The organism is Novosphingobium sp. THN1 (assembly GCF_003454795.1).
Lineage (GTDB): Bacteria > Pseudomonadota > Alphaproteobacteria > Sphingomonadales > Sphingomonadaceae > Novosphingobium.
Map to the genome: position 1 here is coordinate 227,804 of NZ_CP028347.1, position 20,689 is coordinate 248,492.

Sequence of the window (20,689 nt, forward strand, 5' to 3'; positions counted from 1 at the left end):
AGAGAAGATGAAAGCCGCCGTACTCGTCGAACCGGGCAAGCCGCTCGAAATCCAGGATCTGACTGTTTCCAAGCCGGGTCCGCATGAAGTGCTGATCCGCACGGCGGCCTGCGGGCTGTGTCATTCGGACCTGCACTTCATCGAGGGCGCCTATCCGCATCCGCTCCCGGCCGTACCGGGACATGAGGCGGCGGGCATCGTCGAGGCGGTCGGTTCGGAAGTGCGGACCGTGAAGGTGGGTGACGCAGTGGTCACCTGCCTCTCGGCCTTCTGCGGCCATTGCGAGTTCTGCGTGACCGGGCGAATGTCGCTGTGCCTTGGGGCCGACACCCGGCGCGGGGCTGGCGCGCCCCCGCGCCTCACCCGGACCGACGATGGCAGCACTGTGAACCAGATGCTGAACCTCTCGGCATTTGCCGAGCAGATGCTGGTGCACGAACACGCCTGCGTTGCGATCAACCCGGAGATGCCGCTCGATCGGGCGGCGGTAATCGGTTGCGCGGTGACGACTGGGGCTGGCGCGGTGTTCAATGCCGCAAAGCTCACGCCGGGCGAGACGATTTGCGTGGTCGGCTGTGGTGGTGTGGGTCTGGCCACCATCAACGCGGCCAAGATCGCCGGTGCCGGACGTATCATTGCGGTCGATCCGATGCCGGAGAAGCGCGAGCTGGCGAAAAAGCTTGGCGCGACGGACGCGCTGGATGCCGGACCCGACGCGGCCAAGGAAATCGTCGAGATGACCAAGGGCGGCGTTCACCATGCGATTGAAGCGGTTGGGCGCCCGGCCTCTGGCGACCTCGCGGTTGCCGCGTTGCGGCGCGGCGGGACGGCGACGATCCTCGGCATGATGCCGCTGAACCACAAGGTCGGCCTTTCGGCGATGGACCTGCTGTCGGACAAGAAGCTGCAGGGCGCCATCATGGGCGGCAATCACTTCCCGGTAGACCTGCCGCGCCTGGTCGACTTCTATATGCGCGGGCTTCTCGATCTCGACACCATCATTGCCGAACGCATTCCACTGGAAGGCATCAACGACGGGTTCGAGAAGATGAAACAGGGTCATTCCGCCCGCTCGGTCATCGTGTTCGACCAATGAGCGGGGCGGTGATGGACGCGCAGGCAGCGTTTACGGGGACGGTTGTGCCCGAGGGCGCCGACAAGCTGGACGAGGCGAGCCTGACCCGCTGGTTCGAGGAAAGCGTGGCGGGCTTTCAAGGCCCGCTTACGGTCTCGAAATTCAAGGGCGGGCAATCGAACCCGACCTATAAGATCGACAGTCCTTCTGGACCCTACGTCCTTCGGCGCAAGCCCTTCGGCAAGCTGCTGCCTTCCGCCCACGCGGTGGACCGCGAATACAAGGTTCAGGCGGGACTTTCAGGAACCGGCTTCCCGGTCGCTCGCCAGTACGGGCTATGCACTGACGACAGCGTCATCGGGTCGTGGTTCTATGTCATGGGCTGCGTTGACGGACGGACGATCTGGGACGGCGCAATGCCAGGCGCCACGCCCGAGTTCCGGCGCGCGACTTACGACGCCATGGTCGATACGCTTGCCGCACTGCATTCGGTAGATATCGAGAAGGCCGGCCTTTCCGACTTCGGCAAGCCGGGCAATTACTTCGGTCGGCAAGTCGATCGCTGGACCAAGCAGTATCGCCTCTCGGAAACCGAGACGATGCCCGAGATGGAGCGGCTGATCGAATGGCTGCCCGCTACCCTCCCCGAGCAGACGCGAACCAGCGTTGTCCATGGTGATTACCGCATCGACAACATGATATTCCATCCCACACAAGCCAAGGTCGTCGCGGTGCTCGATTGGGAGCTTTCCACGCTGGGTGATCCGCTCGCCGACTTCACCTATTTCTGCACGGCCTGGGTGCAGGACAACGGCGGGCGATCCGGCGTGCAGGACCTCGATCGCAAAGCGCTGGGCATACCCGAACTTGATGAAGTGGTGGCACGGTATTGCGAAAAGACCGGGCGTGACGGTTTGCCCGGGCTCGACTGGTATGTTGCCTACAACTTCTTCAGGCTGGCCGGCATCATCCAGGGAATCAAGAAGCGGGTGATCGACGGTACGGCCTCAAGCGCTCACGCCAAGGCGATGTCGGAAAGAGTTCGCCCGCTGGCAGAACTGGCCTTGAGCTTTGCGGTGAAGGCCGGGGCCTGATACCGGCCCGTCCATGGCAGATCAGAAGCGTCTCAAGGTCTATTTCGATGGCGGATGCCGGCCTAATCCAGGCTCGATCGAGGTGGCTGCGGTGTTGCGCGGAACGGCCCATGTGCGGACTGACTTGGGCAGCGGGACGAATGGCGATGCCGAATGGCTGGCGCTTATCCATGCGCTTGAAGTGGCGCAGGCCAGCGGCGACACTGAGTTTGATCTGTTGGGAGACAGCCGTTCAGTGATCGAACAGGCCAATGGCCGCGCGAAAGCGGCGTCGCCTGCTGACCGGAAGCATCTGGAGCGCTTCCGGCAATTGGCTGAAGCGAATCCCCCCGCCCGCGTTCGATGGATCAAGCGTGAGCAAAACCTTGCAGGCATCGCCTTGAATGCCAGGCACCCGCGCTAGGCAAAGAAAAAGCCCCGGAGGCAGTACCTCCGGGGCCGTGATCTTCTAGCTTGGCAAGCACGTCAGGCTGCTTCGGCCTTTGCCCCTTCCCGCTCGGCATTCAGTGCCTCGGCCAGCAGGAATGCCAGTTCGATCGACTGTGCTGCATTCAGACGCGGATCGCAGTGGGTGTGATAGCGATCGGCAAGGCCTTCCTGCGTGATCGCCACGGCACCACCGGTGCACTCGGTCACGTCCTGCCCGGTCATCTCGATGTGGATGCCGCCCGCATGGGTGCCTTCGGCGCGGTGGACGGCAAAGAAGCCCTTCACCTCGGTCAGGATGCGGTCGAACGGGCGGGTCTTGTAGCCGTTGTCGGCCTTGATGACGTTGCCATGCATCGGATCACACGACCACACCACCGGATGGCCTTCGCGCTTCACGGCGCGCACCAGCGGAGCGAGCCCTGCCTCGACCTTGTCGTGGCCGAAGCGGCTGATCAGCGTCATGCGGCCAGCTTCGCGCGAGGGATTGAGCGTATCGAGCATGCGCAGGAGCGCATCGGCGCTGAGCGAAGGACCGCACTTCATGCCGATCGGATTGTTGACGCCGCGCAGGTACTCGACGTGAGCCGAACCTTCGAAACGCGTGCGATCGCCGATCCACAGCATGTGGGCGCTAGTGTCATACCATTCGCCAGTCAGCGAATCCTGCCGGGTCATAGCCTCTTCGTAAGCCAGCAGCAGCGCTTCGTGGCTGGTGTAGAAGCTGGTGCCCTGAAGCTGGGGCACGGTGCGCGGATCGACACCGCAGGCTTCCATGAAGTCCAGCGCTTCGCCGATCTTGTCGGCCATCTCGCGGAACTTGGTGCCCCACGGGCTCTTGCCGATGTGGTCCAACGTCCATTGGTGGACCTGGCGCAGGTTGGCGTAACCGCCGCCTGCAAAGGCGCGCAGCAGGTTGAGCGTCGCCGCCGCCTGGCTGTAGGCCCGCAGCATGCGCTCGGGATCCGGAATGCGCGATTCCGGCGTGAAGTCGATGCCGTTGATGTTGTCGCCAAGGTAGCTCGGCAGTTCCACTTCACCGATTTTCTCGACCGGAGAGGAGCGCGGCTTGGCGAACTGTCCGGCCATGCGACCGACCTTCACCACCGGCTGCTTGCTGGCGAAAGTCAGCACGACCGCCATCTGCAGCAGCACGCGGAAGGTGTCGCGAATGTTGTTCGGATGGAACTCGGCAAAGCTCTCGGCACAGTCGCCGCCCTGCAGCAGGAAACCCTTGCCCGCGGCCACTTGCGCGAGGTCGGCCTTCAGTGCGCGCGCTTCGCCAGCAAAGACCAGCGGCGGAAAGCTCGTCAGGGTCTTCTCGACCTCGTTCAGCTTTTCGGCATCGGGATAGACCGGCAGATGCCGACCTTCAAACCCGCGCCACGAATCCGCAGTCCAGTTCTGTGCCACTTTCCATTCCTTTCAAGAGGCGCGCCCATACGCCCCCTGCGCAAGAAAAGCAAAGGAAGGCTTACTCTCACAGCAATCGATCATCGCGATCACGCGCAAGGCCATCGCCAGGGGCAGGCGTATAGGGAATTTACCTTAGTCACCTCATCAGGATGTCTTGGTGGACGGGCGGTTAACCGTGCAGATCCCACCAAAGGTCGTTCGTTTTCCCATGCTTGCCCTTCGCCGCCTTCTGATTCTACTGGCCCGAAGCCGCGGAGGGAACATCCTGCCTCTCTCGGCCATGGCAATCTTTGCCGTGGCAGCACTGATCGGCGGCGCCATCGACATAAGCCGCGCCTGGCGCACCCAGACCAGGCTGCAGGCGGCTTGCGACGCAGGAGTGCTGGCCGGTCGCCGCGCCGTCACCACCAACGGTTTCGATGCCACAGCAAAGGCGCAGGCGGACAATTACTTCTTCGCGAACTTCGACGAGACCCACCAGGGTTCGCGGGACACGAGCTTCGAACCAACGTCAGCGGACAAAGGCGGCACCATCGACGCCGTGGCGACAACTACGCTTCCGCCCCTGATGATGCAGATCTTCGGCTTTCAGGGTTTCGATCTGAGCGTCAGTTGCACGGCCTCGATGGGCGTGGGCAACAGCGACATCATGATGGTCCTAGATACCACCGGGTCCATGAGTTCGCTTCTGGCAGGCAGCACGCAGACGCGGATCGAAGCGCTGCGCGCTGCAATGAAGAACTTCTACGCCACGGTCGAGAACGCCCTGTCAGGCACAAACGCTCGCGTGCGCTATGGATTTGTGCCGTACAGTTCTTCAGTCAATGTCGGAAGGCTGCTACTCGACCTGGACCCGTCATATCTCGTCGACAACTGGACGATCCAGTCTCGCAAGGCGATCTACCGAACCGTGCAGACATTGAGCGGCTACGGCACGCCGGTCAGCGGGAGTCCGACAACCACGACGACCCTGCCAACCTACTCATTATGGGCAAACTACGGCTCCAACGTCTATCTGCTGTCAACGTCGTGCAACAGCGCCAAGCCGGCTGATACCGCCTGGACCAATTCGGGCAGTGCCACCTCCACCTCGACGACGACCACGAACTCATCCGGCCAACAGGTCGTGACGACCGTCGTGACCCAGCCACAGACGGCGACGTTCTATCAATGCGCCTGGCAAATTCTGAATTTCAGGATCCAGTCACGCACGGGCTCACGCAACTCCGTGACAACGACGACCACAACGGCCGACCCCATCTATACAAGCTCGCAAGTCTTTGATCATTGGGAATATCGCCCGTGGAATTATGACACGAGCCGGTTCAAGAATTTCGAAGCGGTCTCCACACCAACCGGCGAGAACGGCGCGTCTGTTTCGTCAACTTGGAAAGGGTGCATCGAGGAGCGCGCAACCGTATCCGAGCCGAGCTTCACATGGTCATCGCTGGGGGGCTTCAACCCGTCCGGCGCCTTGGACCTCGAAATCGATTCCGCCCCTGATAGCTCCGCATCCAGCAAATGGGCGCCGATGTGGCCGAATGTCGCCTACATACGGACGGTCACCTACAACGGCACTGTTTACATGAACAGTACGGTACCGTCATCGCAGGGACAGCAGGCGGCATCATTCTGTCCGACTGGCGCGCGCTTGCTGGCGACGATGAACAAGACAGCGTTCGATGCGTTCGCGGATTCGCTCGTTCCCGAAGGCGCGACCTATCACGACATCGGGATGGTCTGGGGAGCGCGGCTGGCATCGCCAGACGGCTTATGGTCGAGCACTGTTCGCCAAGCGCCCACGAACGGCGGCGAGGTTTCTCGCCATCTGATCTTCATGACCGATGGCGAAATGGCGCCCAGCTACTCCATCCAATCGGCATGGGGCATTGAGTACCATGATCGCCGTGTGACCGATGATGGTGTAAACGAAGACGCTGCGCGCCATAACTCACGGTTCCTCGCCCTGTGCGAAGCCGTGAAGGCGAAAGGGATCCGCATTTGGGTCATCGCGTTCGCGCAAGCCATGACGACCGAACTCCAGACATGTGCTTCAAGTTCGAGTGCCTTCACGGCAGCCAACGCAAACCAGTTGGACGCGGCTTTCCAGTCAATCGCCAAGCAGGTCGGCGAACTGCGGGTAGTGCAATGACATTCGCGCAGCTCTGCAAAAATGAAGATGGCGCAACAATCGTCGAATTCGCGATTGTCGTTCCCCTTTTCCTGTTGCTGCTCATCGGCATCATGGACATCGGGCAGATGGTCTATGGCAAGTCGGTCCTCACCGGCGCCGTCCACCGTGCCGCACGCGATTCCTCGTTGGAAACCCGCAATACCAGCGAAGCCGACGCGTCGGTACTCGATGCGATCCGCCCAGTCCTTCCTGGTGTAAACATCAAGACGAGCCGGACCAGCTACTACGACTTTGCCGACGTCGGCCGGGCTGAAAAATGGAACGACAATAATGCCAATGGCGTGTGCGACGCCGGCGAGACATTTACCGACGAAAACCGCAATGGTCAGTGGGACCAGGATGTCGGGCAGAAGGAAAGCGCCGGTTCGGCCAATGACGTCGTCGTCTACAAGGTGACAGCAACATTCAAACCCGTGTTCCAGGTTCCCTTCATGCCGAAACTGTGGTCGGAACGAACCCTTTCGGCGACTGCAGTGACGAAGAACCAGCCGTTCGGCAACCAGACGGGCTATGGCGCCACGGCCGGGAGCTGCCCATGACGCTGCTGCGCAGGCTGCTCGACAGGCAGGACGGGGTATCGACCGTCGAATTTGCCCTGGTAGTGCCATTGTTCATGATATTGGGGATGTACGGGGCCGAAATTGCGTGGCTCAACGCCGCCTCGATGGAGGCAAGCCAGGTTGCTCTGGCACTTGCTGACAATGCTTCGCGTCTCGGCCAGACCGACAACAGCGGCGTGACCCCGACCGTTACCAGCAACGATGTGCAGTCGGTCCTTACAGGCGCGCTGGAGGAAGGCTCTGACATCGGTCTCGCCGAAAACGGCCGGGTGATCCTGTCAAGCGTTGAAGTCCATCCGGTGACTGGCAAACAATACATCCACTGGCAAAAGTGCATGGGTCAGCGCAAGCAGGCCTCTGCCCATGGAAAGCCCGACGCGACGGGAAGTGCCTTGTCTGCAATAGCTTCGGGCATTTCGCTCGGCGGCAGAAAGGTCACGTCATCAAGTAATAGCGCCGTGATGGTTGCCGAAGTCTGGTACGAATACAACGGGCTGTTCGGGACCATGTTCGTCCAGCCGATCACGATACACGAACAGGCAGCCATCATCGTTCGCGACGACCGAAATGTCGGCCCTGGCCTCAGCGGTACGAACAACAAGATCGATTGCTGAGGCCGTCCGGAGACTTTTGCTCAGCGCTTTTCCGGGACGACCTCCAGGCGCCAGCTCTTGTCCGCTCGCAGGTATTTCTGCGCCAGAGCTTGCATTCGTTCGGGCGTTGTCTGGCTGTAATCGTTGAGGATCGTGCGGATTGCAGCGATCTTGCGCGGATCGTAGGCCGCCCCTTCCAGCTGGAACATGTAGAAGCCGTTGCCGGTACTGGCACGCGTAATCAATTGCTTGAGCGGTTCGGTCACCCGGCTGATCTCGTCTGCTGAGGGCGGCGTGGCAGCAAGTTCAGCCGCGATCTTGTCAACGGCAGCAAAGAAAGTGTCGAAATCTCCCGGCCGCAATTGGACCATCGCCGAGAGGTACCCGCCCGACGGCAGATCGAGCGGCCAGCTTGAACCGACTTGCGGCGCATAGCTCGCTCCCACCTTTTCGCGCATCGCGTCGAACAGGCGGTTGTTGAAGATCTGCGCCAGGATTTCGAGTTGGCGACTTTCGCGTACCCCGGCCTGCCCGCCCCCGGTTGGCCATGCTACCACGGCCGCAGCCTGCGAGGGATCGCCGCGATGGGTCAGGACCAGCGGCTCGGCGTTGTGTGCCGGGATGTTCGGGGCAAGTGTCGGCGCCGCTGTTGGAGTGCGGACGGGCAAAGCGCCGAAAGTCTTTTCCAGAGCGGCCAATGCCTGTTCGCGCGTGAAATCGCCGAACATGTCGATCTCGATCGGTCCTTCCGAAAGCAGCGGCTCCCATGTCTTGCGGAAGCCCTCCGGAGTTACCTTCTCCAGTTCGGCCGGGTTTGGCGTGGCGTAGCGCGGGTCTCCATCGCGCAACAGCCAGTTGAGATCACGATTGAGCACCGCATTGGGGGCCGAATTGTAGCTTTCGTATTGGAGCTTTGCCGCAGCCTTGGCTCGCAACACCGGATTGGCGTCCCAACGCGGCATGCCCAGCTTGGCGGCCATGAGATAGAGCTGGTCGGCAAGGTCCGCCGGGCGCGTGTCGGCCGAGAGCACGAATGCCGTGTCGTCGATGTTGAAATCGAGGCTCAGCTTGCGGCCTGTTGCCAGACGGTCCAGATCATCCCGCCCGAGTGCGCCAATGCCGCTGTCCATCAGCGCCACCTCGCCGATCGGGCCATAAACCGCATCCTGGGGCTGGATCGCGGAGTAGCCGCCGCCAAACCGGGCCTTGATGATGATCCGACCGGGCTCGGCATCGTTGGGCCACAGCAGAACGCGGACACCATTGGAGAGTTCTACCTGCTCGATGCCAAGCAACCCGATCGGTCGCGCGCTGGCGACAGTACCCGGAGTTCCGACCGGCGGAAGGTCCGAAAACTTGAGGGCATTTGCCGCCACGCGGCTCTCCGACGCAGCCTTGACAGGTGCAGTCAATGCGGCGCGCAGGGACGCCTCGTCAGCCTCCCCTGCCTTGGGCGTGATCATCATGGGGCGGACCACGGTTCCCTTAAACAGGGCCCGGGTATGATCAAGCACGGCTTGCGGCTTGAACAAGGGGATGGAACGCCTGAAAATGTCGTAGACGGTGTCCGGGTTGGCCACCGTCTCGCGAATATCGACGGCGTTGACGATATCGTCAGCCGCCTTGGACCCGGCAATGGTGGACTGCGTTTCGACCGAGACCTTGAAGGCGACTTCAAATTCCGCAACTTCGCGATCAATCTCTGCCTGGGACGGCGGCGTGGCCAAAGCATCGGCAATGACTGCACGCACGTCTGTTACCGCAGATTTCCAGTCCTCGCTCAATGGCGTGACCGTCACGATCGTGGCGTCGGCCGATCGCGAAAGCTCCTGCTTCATCTCGTCCACGGACGCCACCAAGTAGCTCCCGCCACCGCGCGCCCGTGCCTCGAGCCGGCGATTGATCAAAGCCAGCGCAAGGCGATCAATCATCAGACCCTGGTTGTAGGCGATGGTGTCGTTGACCTTGGTCCACGGACGCAGGATTGCCCAGTTCACAAGGCGGGGCAGGTCCGGCTCGACCAGTACCTTCGCCTCGCCAACCGGGTTCCTTGGATCAATTCCGGTCGGCGCGATCGGCTTGCCGAAATCGGGCTGCAACGGCTTCTTGCCAGCAACTTGCCACCCGCCGAACCACTGCTCGATCCGCGCGACCAGTGCTGCCGGATCAGCGTCGCCCGCCACCACGATTACGGTATTGTCGGGGCGGTACCACTTGTCATGAAAGGCCTTTACCCCTGCCGCATCGGCTGCTTCGAGAGTCTCTACAGTGCCGATCGGGCTGCGCGCGGCCAGAAGCTGGCCCTTGAAGAACAGCCCCCGCGTTGCGTCCAGCACCCGCGACTGCGCGCTCGTGCGTTCGCGCATTTCGGCAAGGACGATCGGAACCTCGGTCTTGACGCCGCGATCGGTAAAGATCGGCGCAGTGATCATGCCCGACAGCAGCTTGAATGTTTCATCCAGCTTAGGTGCCGTAGCATTGGGAATGTCCAGCTTGTAAACCGTCTGCGTCGGGCTGGTCTCGGCGTTGGTATCGCTGCCGAAGGTGGCGCCCAACCGCTGCCACGTGGGAATCGTCTCACCTTCCTTGAGATACTTCGATTCACGGAAGGTCAGATGTTCGATCAGGTGGGCATAACCGCGCTGCGGCTCGGTTTCGTACATCGAGCCCGCGTCAACCAAAACGCGGATCGATACCTGCTCGGGCGGAACACCACTGTGACGGACTGCGTAACGGATACCGTTCGGCAGAATGCCGAAGGTCCAGGCCTTGTCCTGCGGAACATCCGAACCCTTGTAGAGCCATGGCACGTTGGATTTCGTCGCCATGGCCGGAGCCTTGGCGGGGACCTCGGCGACCACGGGGGCCGCCGAAACCAGCAGGAGGGATAGAAACAGGCCGAAGCGCCGGGGGCGCGTGTTACGGGATCGCATCACCCGACTATAGGAAGCCTTCTTATGAAGGACCAGTGAATAGACCCGTTACTGCGAGGGAGTTGTCGTGCCCGGCTGAGCAGGTTGGGCTGCCGATTGCGCCGCACGCATAGCTTCGACTTCCGCAGCGGTCTTGAAGTCGACCAGTTCCACCTGAAACACGAGATCCGCATTTGCACCGATTGGGCCTGAACCTTCCGCACCGTAACCAAGCGCCGAGGGCACGCACAGGCGCATCAGGCTGCCCTTCGACAATAGCTGCAGGCCTTCAGAAAAGCCCGGAATGACGCCATCGACGGGAAATGCCGCCTGCATGCCTTGATCGAACACCTCGCCATTGGCCGCCAGATAGCCGACATAATTGACCAACACGAAATCGCTCTTCGTTGGCTTTGCGCCTTCGGCCGGCTTGAGCAGCATCGTGCCAAGTCCGCTGACAGTCTTCGCAGAGCATAGGCGCTGTGCAGGCGAGACTACCGGATTCAGTGGCATGGGAATGGCGACCGCCGATGGCGCGACCGGCTTGGCCGCAGGCGCGGCGGCATTCAGGGCCGAAGCGCCGAAGGCGCATGCAAGAACAGCGGGGGCGAGGCGGACGAGCGCATGGGAGAGCTTGATCATCTCGCTGCATTAGCGGGCCTTGGAAGGTTCCGCCATGAGACCTTGCGCTGAAACTGCGCAAAACCCGGCTTTTCTTGCCCTTGACCACGGGAAGGACCGGCCTACATGCGAATCATGTTCATCGAGACCGAAACCACGCCGAACCCCGCAACGCTCAAGTTCCTGCCCGGTGAGCAGGTCATGGCGAGCGGAACGCGCGAGTTCACCTCGCCCGAAGCTGCCGAGGCATCGCCCCTGGCGCAGGCCCTGTTTGATCTCGGCGACGTGACCGGAGTGCTGTTCGGACGCGAATTCGTTTCGGTCACCGCCGCCCCAGGCGTTGAATGGGCCGGACTCAAGCCGCAGGTCCTGTCGATCCTGCTCGATCACTTCGTAAGCCAGGCCCCGCTGTTCGTTGGCGGCACCGCAGCCGGCATCGCCGTTCCTGCCGAAGCTGACGAAAACTTCGCCGATGACCCGGCCGACGCCGACATCATCGACCAGATCAAGGATCTGATCGAGACGCGGGTGCGGCCTGCCGTGGCCAATGACGGCGGCGATATCATCTACAAGGGCTTCCGCGAAGGCGTGGTCTACCTTCAGATGCAGGGTGCCTGCTCCGGCTGCCCGTCGTCGACGGCCACGCTGAAGAACGGGATCGAAAGCCTGCTTAAGCACTACGTGCCCGAAGTCAGCGAAGTACGCGCGGCCTGATCCGCCCGGCATGCGCAAGCTCGTCATCGATTGCGCGACGGAAGCCTGCTCGGTCGCACTGATCGACGATGGCGAGCTGGTCGCGGGCGAATTCGCACTGCTTGGCCGCGGCCATGCCGAGCGGCTGGTGCCGATGATCTCCGCGCTGCCCGAAAAGGGCCGCGCCGACGAAATCGCCGTCGACATCGGTCCTGGCAGTTTCACCGGCATCCGCGTCGGACTTGCCGCAGCGCGTGCGCTGGGACTTGCCTGGAGCGCGAGGGTAACGGGCTTCGAGAGCCTTTCCCTGGTCGCTGCCATGGCTTTGGCCGAGCAACCGGGACGCCCCGTGGATGTCTGCATGACCGGCGGCCATGGGGAGTGGTTCTTCCAGCCGTTTTCGGCAGATGGATCGCCGCTGGCCCCTTTGAGCTCCCTCGCCCCCGACGTGGCGGCAAGTCGCACGACTGCAGGATTGATCGCCGGAAGCCAGGCTATCGCGCTCGCGTCGCGTTGTCCCGGTGCTGTGGCGCTCGATATCCGGCCAGATGCGCGCCAAGCTGACTTGCTGGGCGACCGCGCCTTTTGTGCCGACCCCCGCCCGAGCTATGGTCGCGCGCCGGACGCACGGCTGCCGTCCGCCGCCTGACCGCAAGGCACACCACTCATGATCGCGCCGCCTGACGACATTGACCGAATCATGACGGTGATGGAGCAGGCATTCCCACCCGAGTTCGGCGAGGCGTGGAACCGCAGGCAAGTCAGCGATGCCTTGTGCTTGGGCAATTGCCGCTACGGTCTGATCGCGCCCGATGGCAGCGAAAACTTGCTCACCTCTGGTGAAACTGCCGGATTCTTCATGAGCCGAGCGGTACTGGACGAGGAAGAACTTCTTCTTTTTGCTATTGCACCACAGTACCGGCGGATGGGCTTGGGCCACGTCCTGCTCAAGCGCTTCATACAGTCTGCCCAAGATGGCGGGATGAGCCGGGTTTTTCTAGAGATGCGCCGTGATAATCCAGCAGGCGTCCTTTATGCTGCTCATGGATTCCGCCAAATTGGATTAAGACCCGGTTATTATCGCACTTCAACTGGCGCCCGGATTGATGCGATCAGCCAGGAACTGACTTTTCACAATTGATACGATACTTAGGATTTGTCCCAAGGTGATTGACAGGACAAGCGTTCTGTCGTGAAATCGGTTGTGTCCTGTCAGGATAGGACTATAAATGTGATCTGGATCACCAAACCAAGTCGCGAGTCCAAAAATCGGCGCGCAGGAAAAACATAGAAAGTCGGATTTGCCATGACTGAAATTCAGAACGACATGCGGGAGACCTTGATCACCCTCACCTCGGACATCGTCGCCGCCCACGTGAGCAATAACAGCGTGTCGGTAAACGACCTTCCCGTCCTGATTTCAAACGTTTATTCCGCGCTTTCTGGTCTGGAAACGCCAGTCGTCACGGAAGAACCTGCTCCCGAGCCTGCCGTTTCGATCCGCGCTTCGGTCAAGAACGATCACATCGTTTGCCTGGAAGATGGCAAGAAGCTCAAGATGCTCAAGCGCCACCTCGCCACGCGTTACAACATGACCCTGAACAGTATCGCGCGCGCTGGAATCTTCCTGCTGACTATCCGATGGTCGCTCCGGCCTATGCCGAGAAGCGCCGTGAACTTGCCAAGAAGATCGGCCTCGGCCGCAAGCCTGCGCCCAAGCGCGGGCGCAAGACCGCAGCCTGATCAGCGCGCAGATTCCTGGCGATGACTGTGCGCAATACGATTGCGCGCAGTTGAAGATTTGGCCCGCCGGTCTATAGATCGGCGGGCCGATCCTTTCTTGACGAGTACCCAGTGCATCAGCCGATCGACATCGAAGCTCTCTGTGCCGAACGCGGCCTGCGCATTACCGACCAGCGCAGGACGATCGCGCGCGTCCTTTCAGAGAGCGACGACCATCCCGACGTCGAAAAGCTGCATGAGCGCGCCTCGGCCATTGACTCGCGCATTTCGATCGCGACGGTTTACCGCACGGTGCGTTTGTTCGAAGAGGCCGGCATTCTCGACCGGCACGATTTCGGTGACGGCCGCGCCCGTTACGAAGCGACGCCCGAAGCGCATCACGATCACCTGATCGATGTAGAGACCGGGAAGGTCATCGAATTCGTCGATCCCGAACTTGAACAGCTCCAGCGCCAGATTGCGGAAAAGCTTGGCTACCGCCTCGTCGATCATCGCATGGAGCTTTACGGCGTGAAGCTTGAACGCGACGGCTGACGCCATCGCTCGTCCGGCCATTTCGCTTGTCGGACGCCTGCGCATCGCCGTGCGGCTCGCAGCCATGCTGCTTCTGCTTCTCTTATGCGTACCGCTCTACTATGTCTGGCGGATCCTGAGGCTGCACAATCCGTGGCCACGGGTGTTCCTTGGCGGCATCGCCCGCATAGCCGGTGCGCGGGTCACGATAACCGGCGCGCCATCGCGCAAGGGCGCCTTTCTCCTCTCCAATCACGTCAGCTGGCTGGACATCCCGGTCATCTCGGGCGCGAGCGGCAGCGCCTTCGTCGCCCACTCCGGGCTGGCCGATGTCGGTCTGCTCAAATGGCTGTGCGAGATGAACGACACGGTCTTCGTCGCCCGGCATGAACGACGCTCGGTCCATGCCCAGGTCGAGCAGGTGCGCGCGGCGTTGACGGATACGGGCGCCCTCACTGTGTTTCCGGAAGGCACCACCAGCGACGGGGCCGGCCTGCTGCCGTTCAAGTCATCGTTGCTGTCCGCGCTTGATCCGCCGCCGCCGGGAATTGCGATACAGCCGGTGTGGCTCGACTATGGGCCTGACGTTGCCGGGATGGCGTGGGTCGGTGAAGAGCACGGGCTGGACAATTTCCTCAAGATCCTTGCCCGGCGCAGGGCGATTCCGGTGACCGTTCATTTCCTCGCGCCACTCGGGCCTGACGAGACGGCCAACCGCAAGGTCATGGCTACGGCAGCACGCGAACGCATCCTCGCGGTCATGAGCCGCACGCGTTAGACAAACCCTGCCAAATCCACTATCGGCGCGGCCCATGTCTTCAACCGCAAATACTTCTCCCAAGACCTTCCGCGTCAAGAGCTTCGGCTGTCAGATGAACGTCTATGACGGCGAGCGCATGGCCGAGCTGCTGGCGGCAGAAGGCATGTCTGCCGCTGGCGAAGGAGACGATGCCGACCTCGTCGTGCTCAACACCTGCCACATCCGCGAGAAGGCAACCGAAAAGGTCTACTCCGACATCGGGCGCTTGCGCCGCGAAGATGGCTCAGCACCGCTGATTGCCGTCGCGGGTTGCGTCGCCCAGGCTGAAGGCGAGGAGATCATGACGCGCGCGCCAAGCGTGAAGGTCGTGGTCGGCCCGCAGTCCTACCATCGCCTCCCGGAAATGGTTGCCGAGGCAGCCTCCGGAAAGCGAGCCACCGAAACGGACATGCCGGCGGAGGCCAAGTTCGCAGCCCTGCCAAAGCGCCGCAAGTCGGCCCCTACCGCCTTCCTCACGGTGCAGGAAGGCTGCGACAAGTTCTGCACATACTGCGTCGTGCCGTATACGCGCGGTGCGGAGATCAGCCGCCCATTTGCCGACCTGGTCGAGGAAGCAAAGCTGCTCGTTGCCGGCGGCGCGCGCGAGATCACGCTGCTCGGGCAGAACGTGAATGCGTGGCAAGGCGAGGACGACAAGGGCCGCAGCATCGGTCTTGATGGACTGGCGCGCACCCTTGCTGCCGACCCGGACCTCAAGCGCATCCGTTACACCACCAGCCATCCCAACGACATGACTGATGGCCTGATCGCCGCGCATGGCGAGCTTGAGAAGCTGATGCCCTTCCTCCACCTGCCGGTGCAAGCAGGTAGCGACCGCGTGCTGAAAGCGATGAACCGCAGCCATACGGCGGAGAGCTATCTCAAGGTGCTCGAACGCATCCGCGCCGCCCGCCCGGACATCGCGCTGTCGGGCGATTTTATCGTCGGTTTCCCGGGGAAACGGATGCAGAATTCGAAGCAACGCTGCGGCTGGTCGACGCTGTCGGCTATGCGCAGGCGTTCAGCTTCAAGTATTCCCCCCGCCCTGGCACCCCTGCCGCAACGATGCCCGACCATGTTCCGGCACCAGTGATGGACGAGCGCCTTCAGCGGCTGCAAGCGGCGCTCAACCGCGATCAATTGGCTTTCAACCAGGCCAGCCTTGGCAAGACCTGCCAGGTCCTCGTCGAACGCCGCGGCAAGCATCCCGGACAGTGGCTCGGCAAGTCGCCCTGGTTGCAATCGGTCCACTTTGTGGGCGAATCCGAAATCGGCCAGATGGTTACGGTAAAGCTTGTCGAAGCAGGTCCGAACTCGCTGGCAGGTCAGCTCGTCTAATTGCCCTGTGCAAAGTCTGCGCGCGCGTCTTGTGTGTGCAACTTCCGTTCCTATGCTCTGACTCAGGCCCAAACCTGAAAGGAGCTCATGGCCCGTAAACCCCACCGCGCCGACGAGGCGCATCATCGCCCGGAATCACAGCATCGCCGTGCCCGGGTCGAAGTCGAGTTCAACGAGCAGACCGTGCTTGGCGCCCTGTTCGGCCAGTTCGACACCAATCTCGTGCAGATCGAGAATCGGCTGGGAGTTTACATTTCGGCGCGCGGCAACCGCGTGCTGATCGAAGGACCAGACGACGCCGTCGCCCGTGCGCGCGACGTGCTGAAGGGCATGCACCAACGGTTGCTATCGGGGCAGGAACTTGATTCCGGCGCGGTCGAATCACTTATCGCGATGAGCGTTGAGCCGACGCTTGAAGGCATCATCACCGGAGCTCCGGGTGGTGCGCCGCCAATCATGATCCGCACCCGCAAAAAGACGATCATCCCGCGCAGCCCGACCCAGATCAACTACATGAAGGCGTTGATCAGCCATGACGTGATTTTCGCGCTGGGTCCGGCGGGCACCGGCAAGACCTATCTCGCCGTGGCGCAGGCCGTGGCGCAGCTGATCTCTGGCTCGGTACAGCGCCTGATCCTGTCGCGCCCGGCGGTGGAAGCTGGCGAACGCCTCGGCTTCCTGCCCGGCGACATGAAGGAGAAGGTCGACCCCTACCTTCGCCCGCTCTACGATGCGCTTTACGATTGCATGCCGCCCGAACAGGTCGAGCGCCGCATTGCCTCGGGCGAAATCGAGATCGCGCCCATCGCCTTCATGCGCGGGCGCACACTGGCCGATGCCTTCGTCATTCTCGACGAGGCGCAGAATACCACCCCTGCGCAGATGAAGATGTTCCTCACCCGCTTCGGCCAGAACAGCCGCATGGTGATTTGCGGTGACCCAAAGCAGGTTGACTTGCCCGGCGGTGTCGGCGCCAGCGGCCTCAACGATGCGGTGCAGCGCCTGGAAGGCGTCGATGGCATCGCAACAGTGCGCTTCAATACCGCCGACGTGGTGCGCCATCCGATCGTCGGACGCATCGTCGAGGCATACGAAGGGAAGGACGCTTGAGCGCGCCAATCCTGGAAATCGACATCGATCCGGTCTGGGGCGAGGAAACCGATTGGGAAGACCTCGCCAATCGCGCCGCCGAAGCGACGGCGCAGATCGCAGGCGAACTGGCGCACGAGAACCTCCTCGTCAGCCTCGTCATGGCCGATGACGAGGAAGTCCACGCGCTCAACAAGCAGTGGCGGGCCAAGGACAAGCCGACCAATGTCCTCTCCTTCCCGATGCTCAGCCGCGAGGAAGTGCTTCACGCCGCGCGCGATACCGACGCGCCAGGAATGCTAGGTGACTTGATCCTCGCCCACGGCGTCTGCACGCGTGAGGCGGCAGAGAAAGGCGTGTCGGTCGAGGTCCATGCTACCCATCTGGTGGTGCATGGCCTGCTCCATCTTGCGGGCTACGACCACGAACTGGGCGAGGCCGAAGCCGAGGAAATGGAGAATCTGGAGCGGAAGGCGCTTGCGCTGATGGGCATTGCCGACCCATATGCGGTCGAAGACTGACCAAGTGAGGGAATACGACAGTGCCCGAGGGCAATGGCTCCACCGGCGAAAGCCGGTCGGGAGACGGAGACAGTAGCAGTAGTCGCACCTTGTGGCGCGCGATCAGGGCCTTCTTTCGCGGGCCCGACCACGATCAATCACTGCGCGCGCAGATCGAGGAAGCGATCGACGAGCACGAGGGCGAGGTCCATCAGGACAGCGGCAGCAACGGCAACGGCGATCTTGTCCCGCTCGAACGACAGATGCTGCGCAACCTGCTGCACTTCAGCGAACACGACGCCGACGACGTAGCCATTCCGCGCGGCGAGATCATCGCCGTGCCCGCCTCGGCCACGTTCGAGGAGATGGTCGCAGCGTTTGCCGAGCACGGCCACAGTCGCCTGCCCGTCTACGGCGAATCGCTCGACGAGATCGTCGGCATGATCCACGTGAAGGACGTATTCGGCATCATCGCCGGCATGATGCTGTCGAACAAGCAACCGCCCAAAGACTGGACGAGCCTGATGCGCCAGCCTCTATTCGTGCCCCAAGCCCGGGGCGCACTTGACGTATTGGCCGACATGCGCAGCCGCCGTACGCACCTTGCAGTGGTGATCGACGAGTATTCGGGCACAGATGGCATCATCACCATCGAAGACCTGGTCGAGGAAATCATCGGCGAGATCGAGGACGAGCACGACGATGCGCCCGAAGAATTGCTCCGTCGGATCGATCCCGATACCTGGGACGCCGATGCGCGGGCCGAACTGGATGACGTCGCAGACACCGTCGATCCAAGGCTTGCGGAAGTGGAGGAAGACGTGGATACGCTCGGCGGTCTGGCCGTGGTTTTGGCCGGCGAAGTGCCGCCGGTCGGTCGCGTGCTTGAACATGCCAGTGGTTGGCGGCTTGAAGTAACCGGGGGCGATGAACGGCGCCTCACCCGCCTCAGGCTGCATGCGCCACAGGCAGTGCTGGCCGAAGAAGAATAGGACGAAGAGATGATCCGCCGCCTGCCCCCACTGCGTTCGCTCGAGGCGTTCATTCGCGTCGTGCGCGCAGGCTCGGCCAAGACGGCGGCCGCAGAACTTGCCCTCAGTCCTTCGGCTCTGTCCCGTCGTCTCGGTGCGCTGGAGGATTTCGTCGGCAAGCCGCTGTTCGAACGCAAGCATCAGGCGCTCAAGCTGACCGAGGAAGGCCAGCAGCTTTATGATGCCGTCGCCCCGTTGATTGACGAGATGGCGGACCGGGTCGATCGCCTGATCGATACCGGCAAGGTCATGCGCCTGCGGCTCGGCGTACTTCCGCTGTTCGGCAGCCAGCGCCTGTTTCCGCGCCTGGGCGAACTGCGCAAGCTGCACCCGCAGTTGCACATCGATATCGATTCAGGCCACGCGGCAGAAACCAAGCTTGGCGACACCATCGATGCCGCCATCGTCCTTTCCGAAGGGCCGGACGCATCGCTCCATTCGGTGCGGCTGGATCACAACCGCGTCCACGCGATTACCTCGCGCGAACTGGCGGCCGAACTGGGCGAGCGGCCTGATATCGCCAAGCTCTCGAAACAGACATTTCTGGTACACAACGACCTTCCGGCAAGCTTCGAGGCGTGGAAGCGCGCACTGCACCTCGAGAAGCTGGAACCTGCCGCGATCGATCATTTCGACTCCGGGCAGCTGATACTCGAGGCAGCGGCCCAGGGCCTTGGCATCGCAATCATGCATGATGACCACTATCATCGCAGCCATGATTCTCGCCTCGCCCGGCTTTACGACATCGACGTCGACAGCCCCTATTCCTACTGGTTCGTTTGCCGCCCGCGTGCGCTGCAATCGCGCCCGGTGCGCCTGTTCCACGACTGGATGCTGAAGGCCGGGCTTTGACCGTCAGCCGCCGCCGCGCGGTTGCGGTCAAGATCCATTGCCCGGTTTCGGCCCTGACATTCGATGCGTTGCTAAATGGCGATGGCGACGCGGTCGAACACGATCCTGCCGCAGCTGCCATGCTGGCCGTGATCCGCGCCGACAATCCCTTGGGCGACTTCAAGCTCTACAAGGGTGTTTGCGAGATATCGCCGGGATGGGAAAGCTTCCAGCCCGGACCCGATGCCGAGCCGACAATGGGGAGTGCGGGAGAGCGCGCCCTCTCCCCGACAGCGATCATCACGACCTACGCCGATGCAGACGCGGACCTCGCGCCTGCACTCGAAGCGCTCATGGCTGCTCACCCTTGGGAGACCCCGGTTATCGAGCTGTCCGAGGTACAGCTACTGGAGCGCTGACGAACAGCTTGGTCTGGTATCCGATAGCTGGAGCATGAGCGTATCGCCCATGCAGACTCCTGGGTGCGCTTTACCCTTGTGCTGTAACTGGGGAGCGCTTTGCCAATGACTTCGCCCTATCGTCACTATGCCGGGAAAGTGTCCTATCTCAATGCCTCCGGGCAAGAGTGGGGTCGAGAGCATTTCTCGGGCTCGGTCCATTCTCGGGGCCGCTCCTTGCGGGCGGTCTGCGAAATGGACGATGCGCGGCTCCTGCGTGAAGCGAACTGGTCTGTGACAGAGGATTGGCGGCCCCGGGAAGGCTACGTCCGCAACACGCGCGATGGCAGCATGATCGGGGCGTGCTGGTATTCCGTCACAGACCGCATGGTGGAATGCGAAGGCATTACTGCCGAGGAAGGCCGCGTCTCGAAACGCATCGAAGCGCGGCGCGCAATTGACTTTCTCGGCATGCACCCGCTGGCGGGCGACGCCATTACCGCGATGGTGCGCGGGACAGATGAGCGCGGCGTTGAGAAACCCCTGCTTTGCGCTGCCAATTCAATGGCGCATCTCGGTGATCAGGATCTGTCCGTCATGCTGGTCGAACCCGTCGTGGCCTATATGGGAGCCGAGCAGATTACCGTGGGCGCAGGCACATTTGATGCCTTGCGCTACACGATCCGCTGGAGCGATCAGGTGCCGCATCTGACGGACTACTGGATCGAGCCATCCGATTGCCTGCCCCTGCTGGCGGTCCTGCCCTCGATTGGAGAGCGCTACGAGTTGATGGAACTCACGCGCTCACCCGGCAACGCCAGCTGAAGCACCTTTATTCGCCCAAGGCGGGACAACGGTAGACG

The 20,689-nt window shown here is 62.1% G+C and carries 20 protein-coding genes and 2 pseudogenes; 19 read left to right on the top strand and 3 right to left on the bottom strand.

Annotated elements, in window-relative coordinates:
* The first annotated feature begins 7 nt into the window (after positions 1 to 7).
* Genes C7W88_RS01125 through C7W88_RS01135 form a run of 3 tightly spaced genes read left to right on the top strand, consistent with a single transcriptional unit; the run spans position 8 to position 2,572 of the window.
* The gene (locus C7W88_RS01125) at positions 8 to 1,096 is read left to right on the top strand and encodes a Zn-dependent alcohol dehydrogenase (RefSeq protein WP_118072192.1); all 1,089 of its coding nucleotides are present in this window, start codon (positions 8 to 10) and stop codon (positions 1,094 to 1,096) included.
* Positions 1,093 to 2,169 (top strand): phosphotransferase family protein, encoded by a 1,077-nt coding sequence (locus C7W88_RS01130; RefSeq protein ID WP_205525230.1) that lies wholly within the window; start codon positions 1,093 to 1,095, stop codon positions 2,167 to 2,169. Before C7W88_RS01125 ends, C7W88_RS01130 begins: the two co-directional genes overlap by 4 nt.
* Positions 2,170 to 2,182: 13 nt before the next feature.
* Positions 2,183 to 2,572, top strand: a complete 390-nt coding sequence (locus C7W88_RS01135; RefSeq protein ID WP_118072193.1) for a reverse transcriptase-like protein — start codon at positions 2,183 to 2,185, stop codon at positions 2,570 to 2,572.
* Between the two features lie 62 nt (positions 2,573 to 2,634).
* On the opposite strand, the gene C7W88_RS01140 is transcribed toward C7W88_RS01135, so the two are convergent.
* On the bottom strand, positions 2,635 to 4,008 hold the full coding sequence (locus C7W88_RS01140) for a class II 3-deoxy-7-phosphoheptulonate synthase (protein WP_118072194.1): 1,374 nt from the start codon (positions 4,006 to 4,008) through the stop codon (positions 2,635 to 2,637).
* 211 nt (positions 4,009 to 4,219) lie between these two features.
* Between C7W88_RS01140 and C7W88_RS01145 the strand changes: the two genes are divergently transcribed.
* The 3 genes from C7W88_RS01145 to C7W88_RS01155 are packed head-to-tail and all read left to right on the top strand — an operon-like array spanning position 4,220 to position 7,379.
* Positions 4,220 to 6,163 carry a Tad domain-containing protein gene (locus tag C7W88_RS01145; RefSeq protein WP_118072195.1) on the top strand — a complete coding sequence of 648 codons (1,944 nt, stop codon included), beginning with the start codon at positions 4,220 to 4,222 and terminating at the stop codon, positions 6,161 to 6,163.
* Positions 6,160 to 6,744, top strand: coding sequence for a TadE/TadG family type IV pilus assembly protein (locus C7W88_RS01150; protein WP_118072196.1), 585 nt, complete (start codon positions 6,160 to 6,162; stop codon positions 6,742 to 6,744). Before C7W88_RS01145 ends, C7W88_RS01150 begins: the two co-directional genes overlap by 4 nt.
* Positions 6,741 to 7,379, top strand: coding sequence for a TadE/TadG family type IV pilus assembly protein (locus C7W88_RS01155; RefSeq protein WP_118072197.1), 639 nt, complete (start codon positions 6,741 to 6,743; stop codon positions 7,377 to 7,379). The genes C7W88_RS01150 and C7W88_RS01155 overlap by 4 nt, the downstream gene beginning before the upstream one ends.
* Positions 7,380 to 7,399: 20 nt before the next feature.
* Here C7W88_RS01155 and C7W88_RS01160 read toward each other — a convergent pair whose 3' ends face one another.
* Both C7W88_RS01160 and C7W88_RS01165 read right to left on the bottom strand, forming a co-directional pair.
* Entirely contained in the window at positions 7,400 to 10,291 is a 2,892-nt protein-coding gene (locus C7W88_RS01160) for a pitrilysin family protein (RefSeq protein ID WP_118074497.1), read from the bottom strand.
* A gap of 48 nt (positions 10,292 to 10,339) precedes the next feature.
* Positions 10,340 to 10,912: an FKBP-type peptidyl-prolyl cis-trans isomerase gene (locus tag C7W88_RS01165; RefSeq protein ID WP_118072198.1), complete on the bottom strand. Its 573-nt coding sequence runs from the start codon at positions 10,910 to 10,912 to the stop codon at positions 10,340 to 10,342.
* A gap of 114 nt (positions 10,913 to 11,026) precedes the next feature.
* On the opposite strand from C7W88_RS01165, the gene C7W88_RS01170 reads away from it, so the two are divergent.
* The 13 genes and pseudogenes from C7W88_RS01170 (at position 11,027) to C7W88_RS01230 (ending at position 20,651) form a co-directional block, all read left to right on the top strand.
* Positions 11,027 to 11,605 (top strand): NifU family protein, encoded by a 579-nt coding sequence (locus C7W88_RS01170; RefSeq protein ID WP_118074498.1) that lies wholly within the window; start codon positions 11,027 to 11,029, stop codon positions 11,603 to 11,605.
* A gap of 10 nt (positions 11,606 to 11,615) precedes the next feature.
* Positions 11,616 to 12,233: a tRNA (adenosine(37)-N6)-threonylcarbamoyltransferase complex dimerization subunit type 1 TsaB gene (gene tsaB / locus C7W88_RS01175; RefSeq protein ID WP_118072199.1), complete on the top strand. Its 618-nt coding sequence runs from the start codon at positions 11,616 to 11,618 to the stop codon at positions 12,231 to 12,233.
* A gap of 18 nt (positions 12,234 to 12,251) precedes the next feature.
* The gene (locus C7W88_RS01180; RefSeq protein ID WP_118072200.1) at positions 12,252 to 12,725 is read left to right on the top strand and encodes a GNAT family N-acetyltransferase; all 474 of its coding nucleotides are present in this window, start codon (positions 12,252 to 12,254) and stop codon (positions 12,723 to 12,725) included.
* 165 nt (positions 12,726 to 12,890) lie between these two features.
* Positions 12,891 to 13,327, top strand: a pseudogene (locus C7W88_RS01185) (MucR family transcriptional regulator).
* A gap of 111 nt (positions 13,328 to 13,438) precedes the next feature.
* Complete coding sequence (locus C7W88_RS01190) at positions 13,439 to 13,861, top strand: Fur family transcriptional regulator (RefSeq protein WP_039332758.1); 423 nt, start codon at positions 13,439 to 13,441, stop codon at positions 13,859 to 13,861.
* Positions 13,845 to 14,618: a 1-acyl-sn-glycerol-3-phosphate acyltransferase gene (locus tag C7W88_RS01195; RefSeq protein WP_205525231.1), complete on the top strand. Its 774-nt coding sequence runs from the start codon at positions 13,845 to 13,847 to the stop codon at positions 14,616 to 14,618. The genes C7W88_RS01190 and C7W88_RS01195 overlap by 17 nt, the downstream gene beginning before the upstream one ends.
* Before the next feature lie 34 nt (positions 14,619 to 14,652).
* Positions 14,653 to 15,977 (top strand): annotated as a pseudogene (gene miaB / locus C7W88_RS01200) (tRNA (N6-isopentenyl adenosine(37)-C2)-methylthiotransferase MiaB).
* Between the two features lie 87 nt (positions 15,978 to 16,064).
* On the top strand, positions 16,065 to 17,087 hold the full coding sequence (locus C7W88_RS01205) for a PhoH family protein (RefSeq protein WP_118072201.1): 1,023 nt from the start codon (positions 16,065 to 16,067) through the stop codon (positions 17,085 to 17,087).
* On the top strand, positions 17,084 to 17,587 hold the full coding sequence (gene ybeY, locus C7W88_RS01210) for an rRNA maturation RNase YbeY (RefSeq protein ID WP_039332751.1): 504 nt from the start codon (positions 17,084 to 17,086) through the stop codon (positions 17,585 to 17,587). The genes C7W88_RS01205 and ybeY overlap by 4 nt, the downstream gene beginning before the upstream one ends.
* Positions 17,588 to 17,607: 20 nt before the next feature.
* Positions 17,608 to 18,558, top strand: a complete 951-nt coding sequence (locus C7W88_RS01215) for a CBS domain-containing protein (RefSeq protein ID WP_118072202.1) — start codon at positions 17,608 to 17,610, stop codon at positions 18,556 to 18,558.
* Positions 18,559 to 18,567: 9 nt separating this feature from the next.
* Entirely contained in the window at positions 18,568 to 19,449 is an 882-nt protein-coding gene (locus tag C7W88_RS01220; protein ID WP_118072203.1) for a LysR substrate-binding domain-containing protein, read from the top strand.
* Positions 19,446 to 19,847: a hypothetical protein gene (locus tag C7W88_RS01225; protein WP_118072204.1), complete on the top strand. Its 402-nt coding sequence runs from the start codon at positions 19,446 to 19,448 to the stop codon at positions 19,845 to 19,847. The genes C7W88_RS01220 and C7W88_RS01225 overlap by 4 nt, the downstream gene beginning before the upstream one ends.
* A 105-nt stretch (positions 19,848 to 19,952) precedes the next feature.
* A complete protein-coding gene (locus C7W88_RS01230; RefSeq protein WP_162895850.1) occupies positions 19,953 to 20,651 on the top strand; it encodes a hypothetical protein in 699 nt (232 codons plus the stop codon).
* The last annotated feature ends 38 nt before the right edge of the window (positions 20,652 to 20,689 follow it).

Excerpts from the sequence above, each read along its gene's own strand:
- C7W88_RS01125 (WP_118072192.1), top strand. The coding sequence starts at position 8 with ATGAAAGCCGCCGTACTCGTCGAACCGGGCAAGCCGCTCGAAATCCAG.
- C7W88_RS01130 (WP_205525230.1), top strand. The coding sequence starts at position 1,093 with ATGAGCGGGGCGGTGATGGACGCGCAGGCAGCGTTTACGGGGACGGTT.
- C7W88_RS01135 (WP_118072193.1), top strand. The coding sequence starts at position 2,183 with ATGGCAGATCAGAAGCGTCTCAAGGTCTATTTCGATGGCGGATGCCGG.
- C7W88_RS01145 (WP_118072195.1), top strand. The coding sequence starts at position 4,220 with ATGCTTGCCCTTCGCCGCCTTCTGATTCTACTGGCCCGAAGCCGCGGA.
- C7W88_RS01150 (WP_118072196.1), top strand. The coding sequence starts at position 6,160 with ATGACATTCGCGCAGCTCTGCAAAAATGAAGATGGCGCAACAATCGTC.
- C7W88_RS01155 (WP_118072197.1), top strand. The coding sequence starts at position 6,741 with ATGACGCTGCTGCGCAGGCTGCTCGACAGGCAGGACGGGGTATCGACC.
- C7W88_RS01160 (WP_118074497.1), bottom strand. The coding sequence starts at position 10,291 with ATGCGATCCCGTAACACGCGCCCCCGGCGCTTCGGCCTGTTTCTATCC.
- C7W88_RS01165 (WP_118072198.1), bottom strand. The coding sequence starts at position 10,912 with ATGATCAAGCTCTCCCATGCGCTCGTCCGCCTCGCCCCCGCTGTTCTT.
- C7W88_RS01170 (WP_118074498.1), top strand. The coding sequence starts at position 11,027 with ATGTTCATCGAGACCGAAACCACGCCGAACCCCGCAACGCTCAAGTTC.
- tsaB (WP_118072199.1), top strand. The coding sequence starts at position 11,616 with ATGCGCAAGCTCGTCATCGATTGCGCGACGGAAGCCTGCTCGGTCGCA.
- C7W88_RS01180 (WP_118072200.1), top strand. The coding sequence starts at position 12,252 with ATGATCGCGCCGCCTGACGACATTGACCGAATCATGACGGTGATGGAG.
- C7W88_RS01205 (WP_118072201.1), top strand. The coding sequence starts at position 16,065 with ATGGCCCGTAAACCCCACCGCGCCGACGAGGCGCATCATCGCCCGGAA.
- C7W88_RS01220 (WP_118072203.1), top strand. The coding sequence starts at position 18,568 with ATGATCCGCCGCCTGCCCCCACTGCGTTCGCTCGAGGCGTTCATTCGC.
- C7W88_RS01230 (WP_162895850.1), top strand. The coding sequence starts at position 19,953 with ATGACTTCGCCCTATCGTCACTATGCCGGGAAAGTGTCCTATCTCAAT.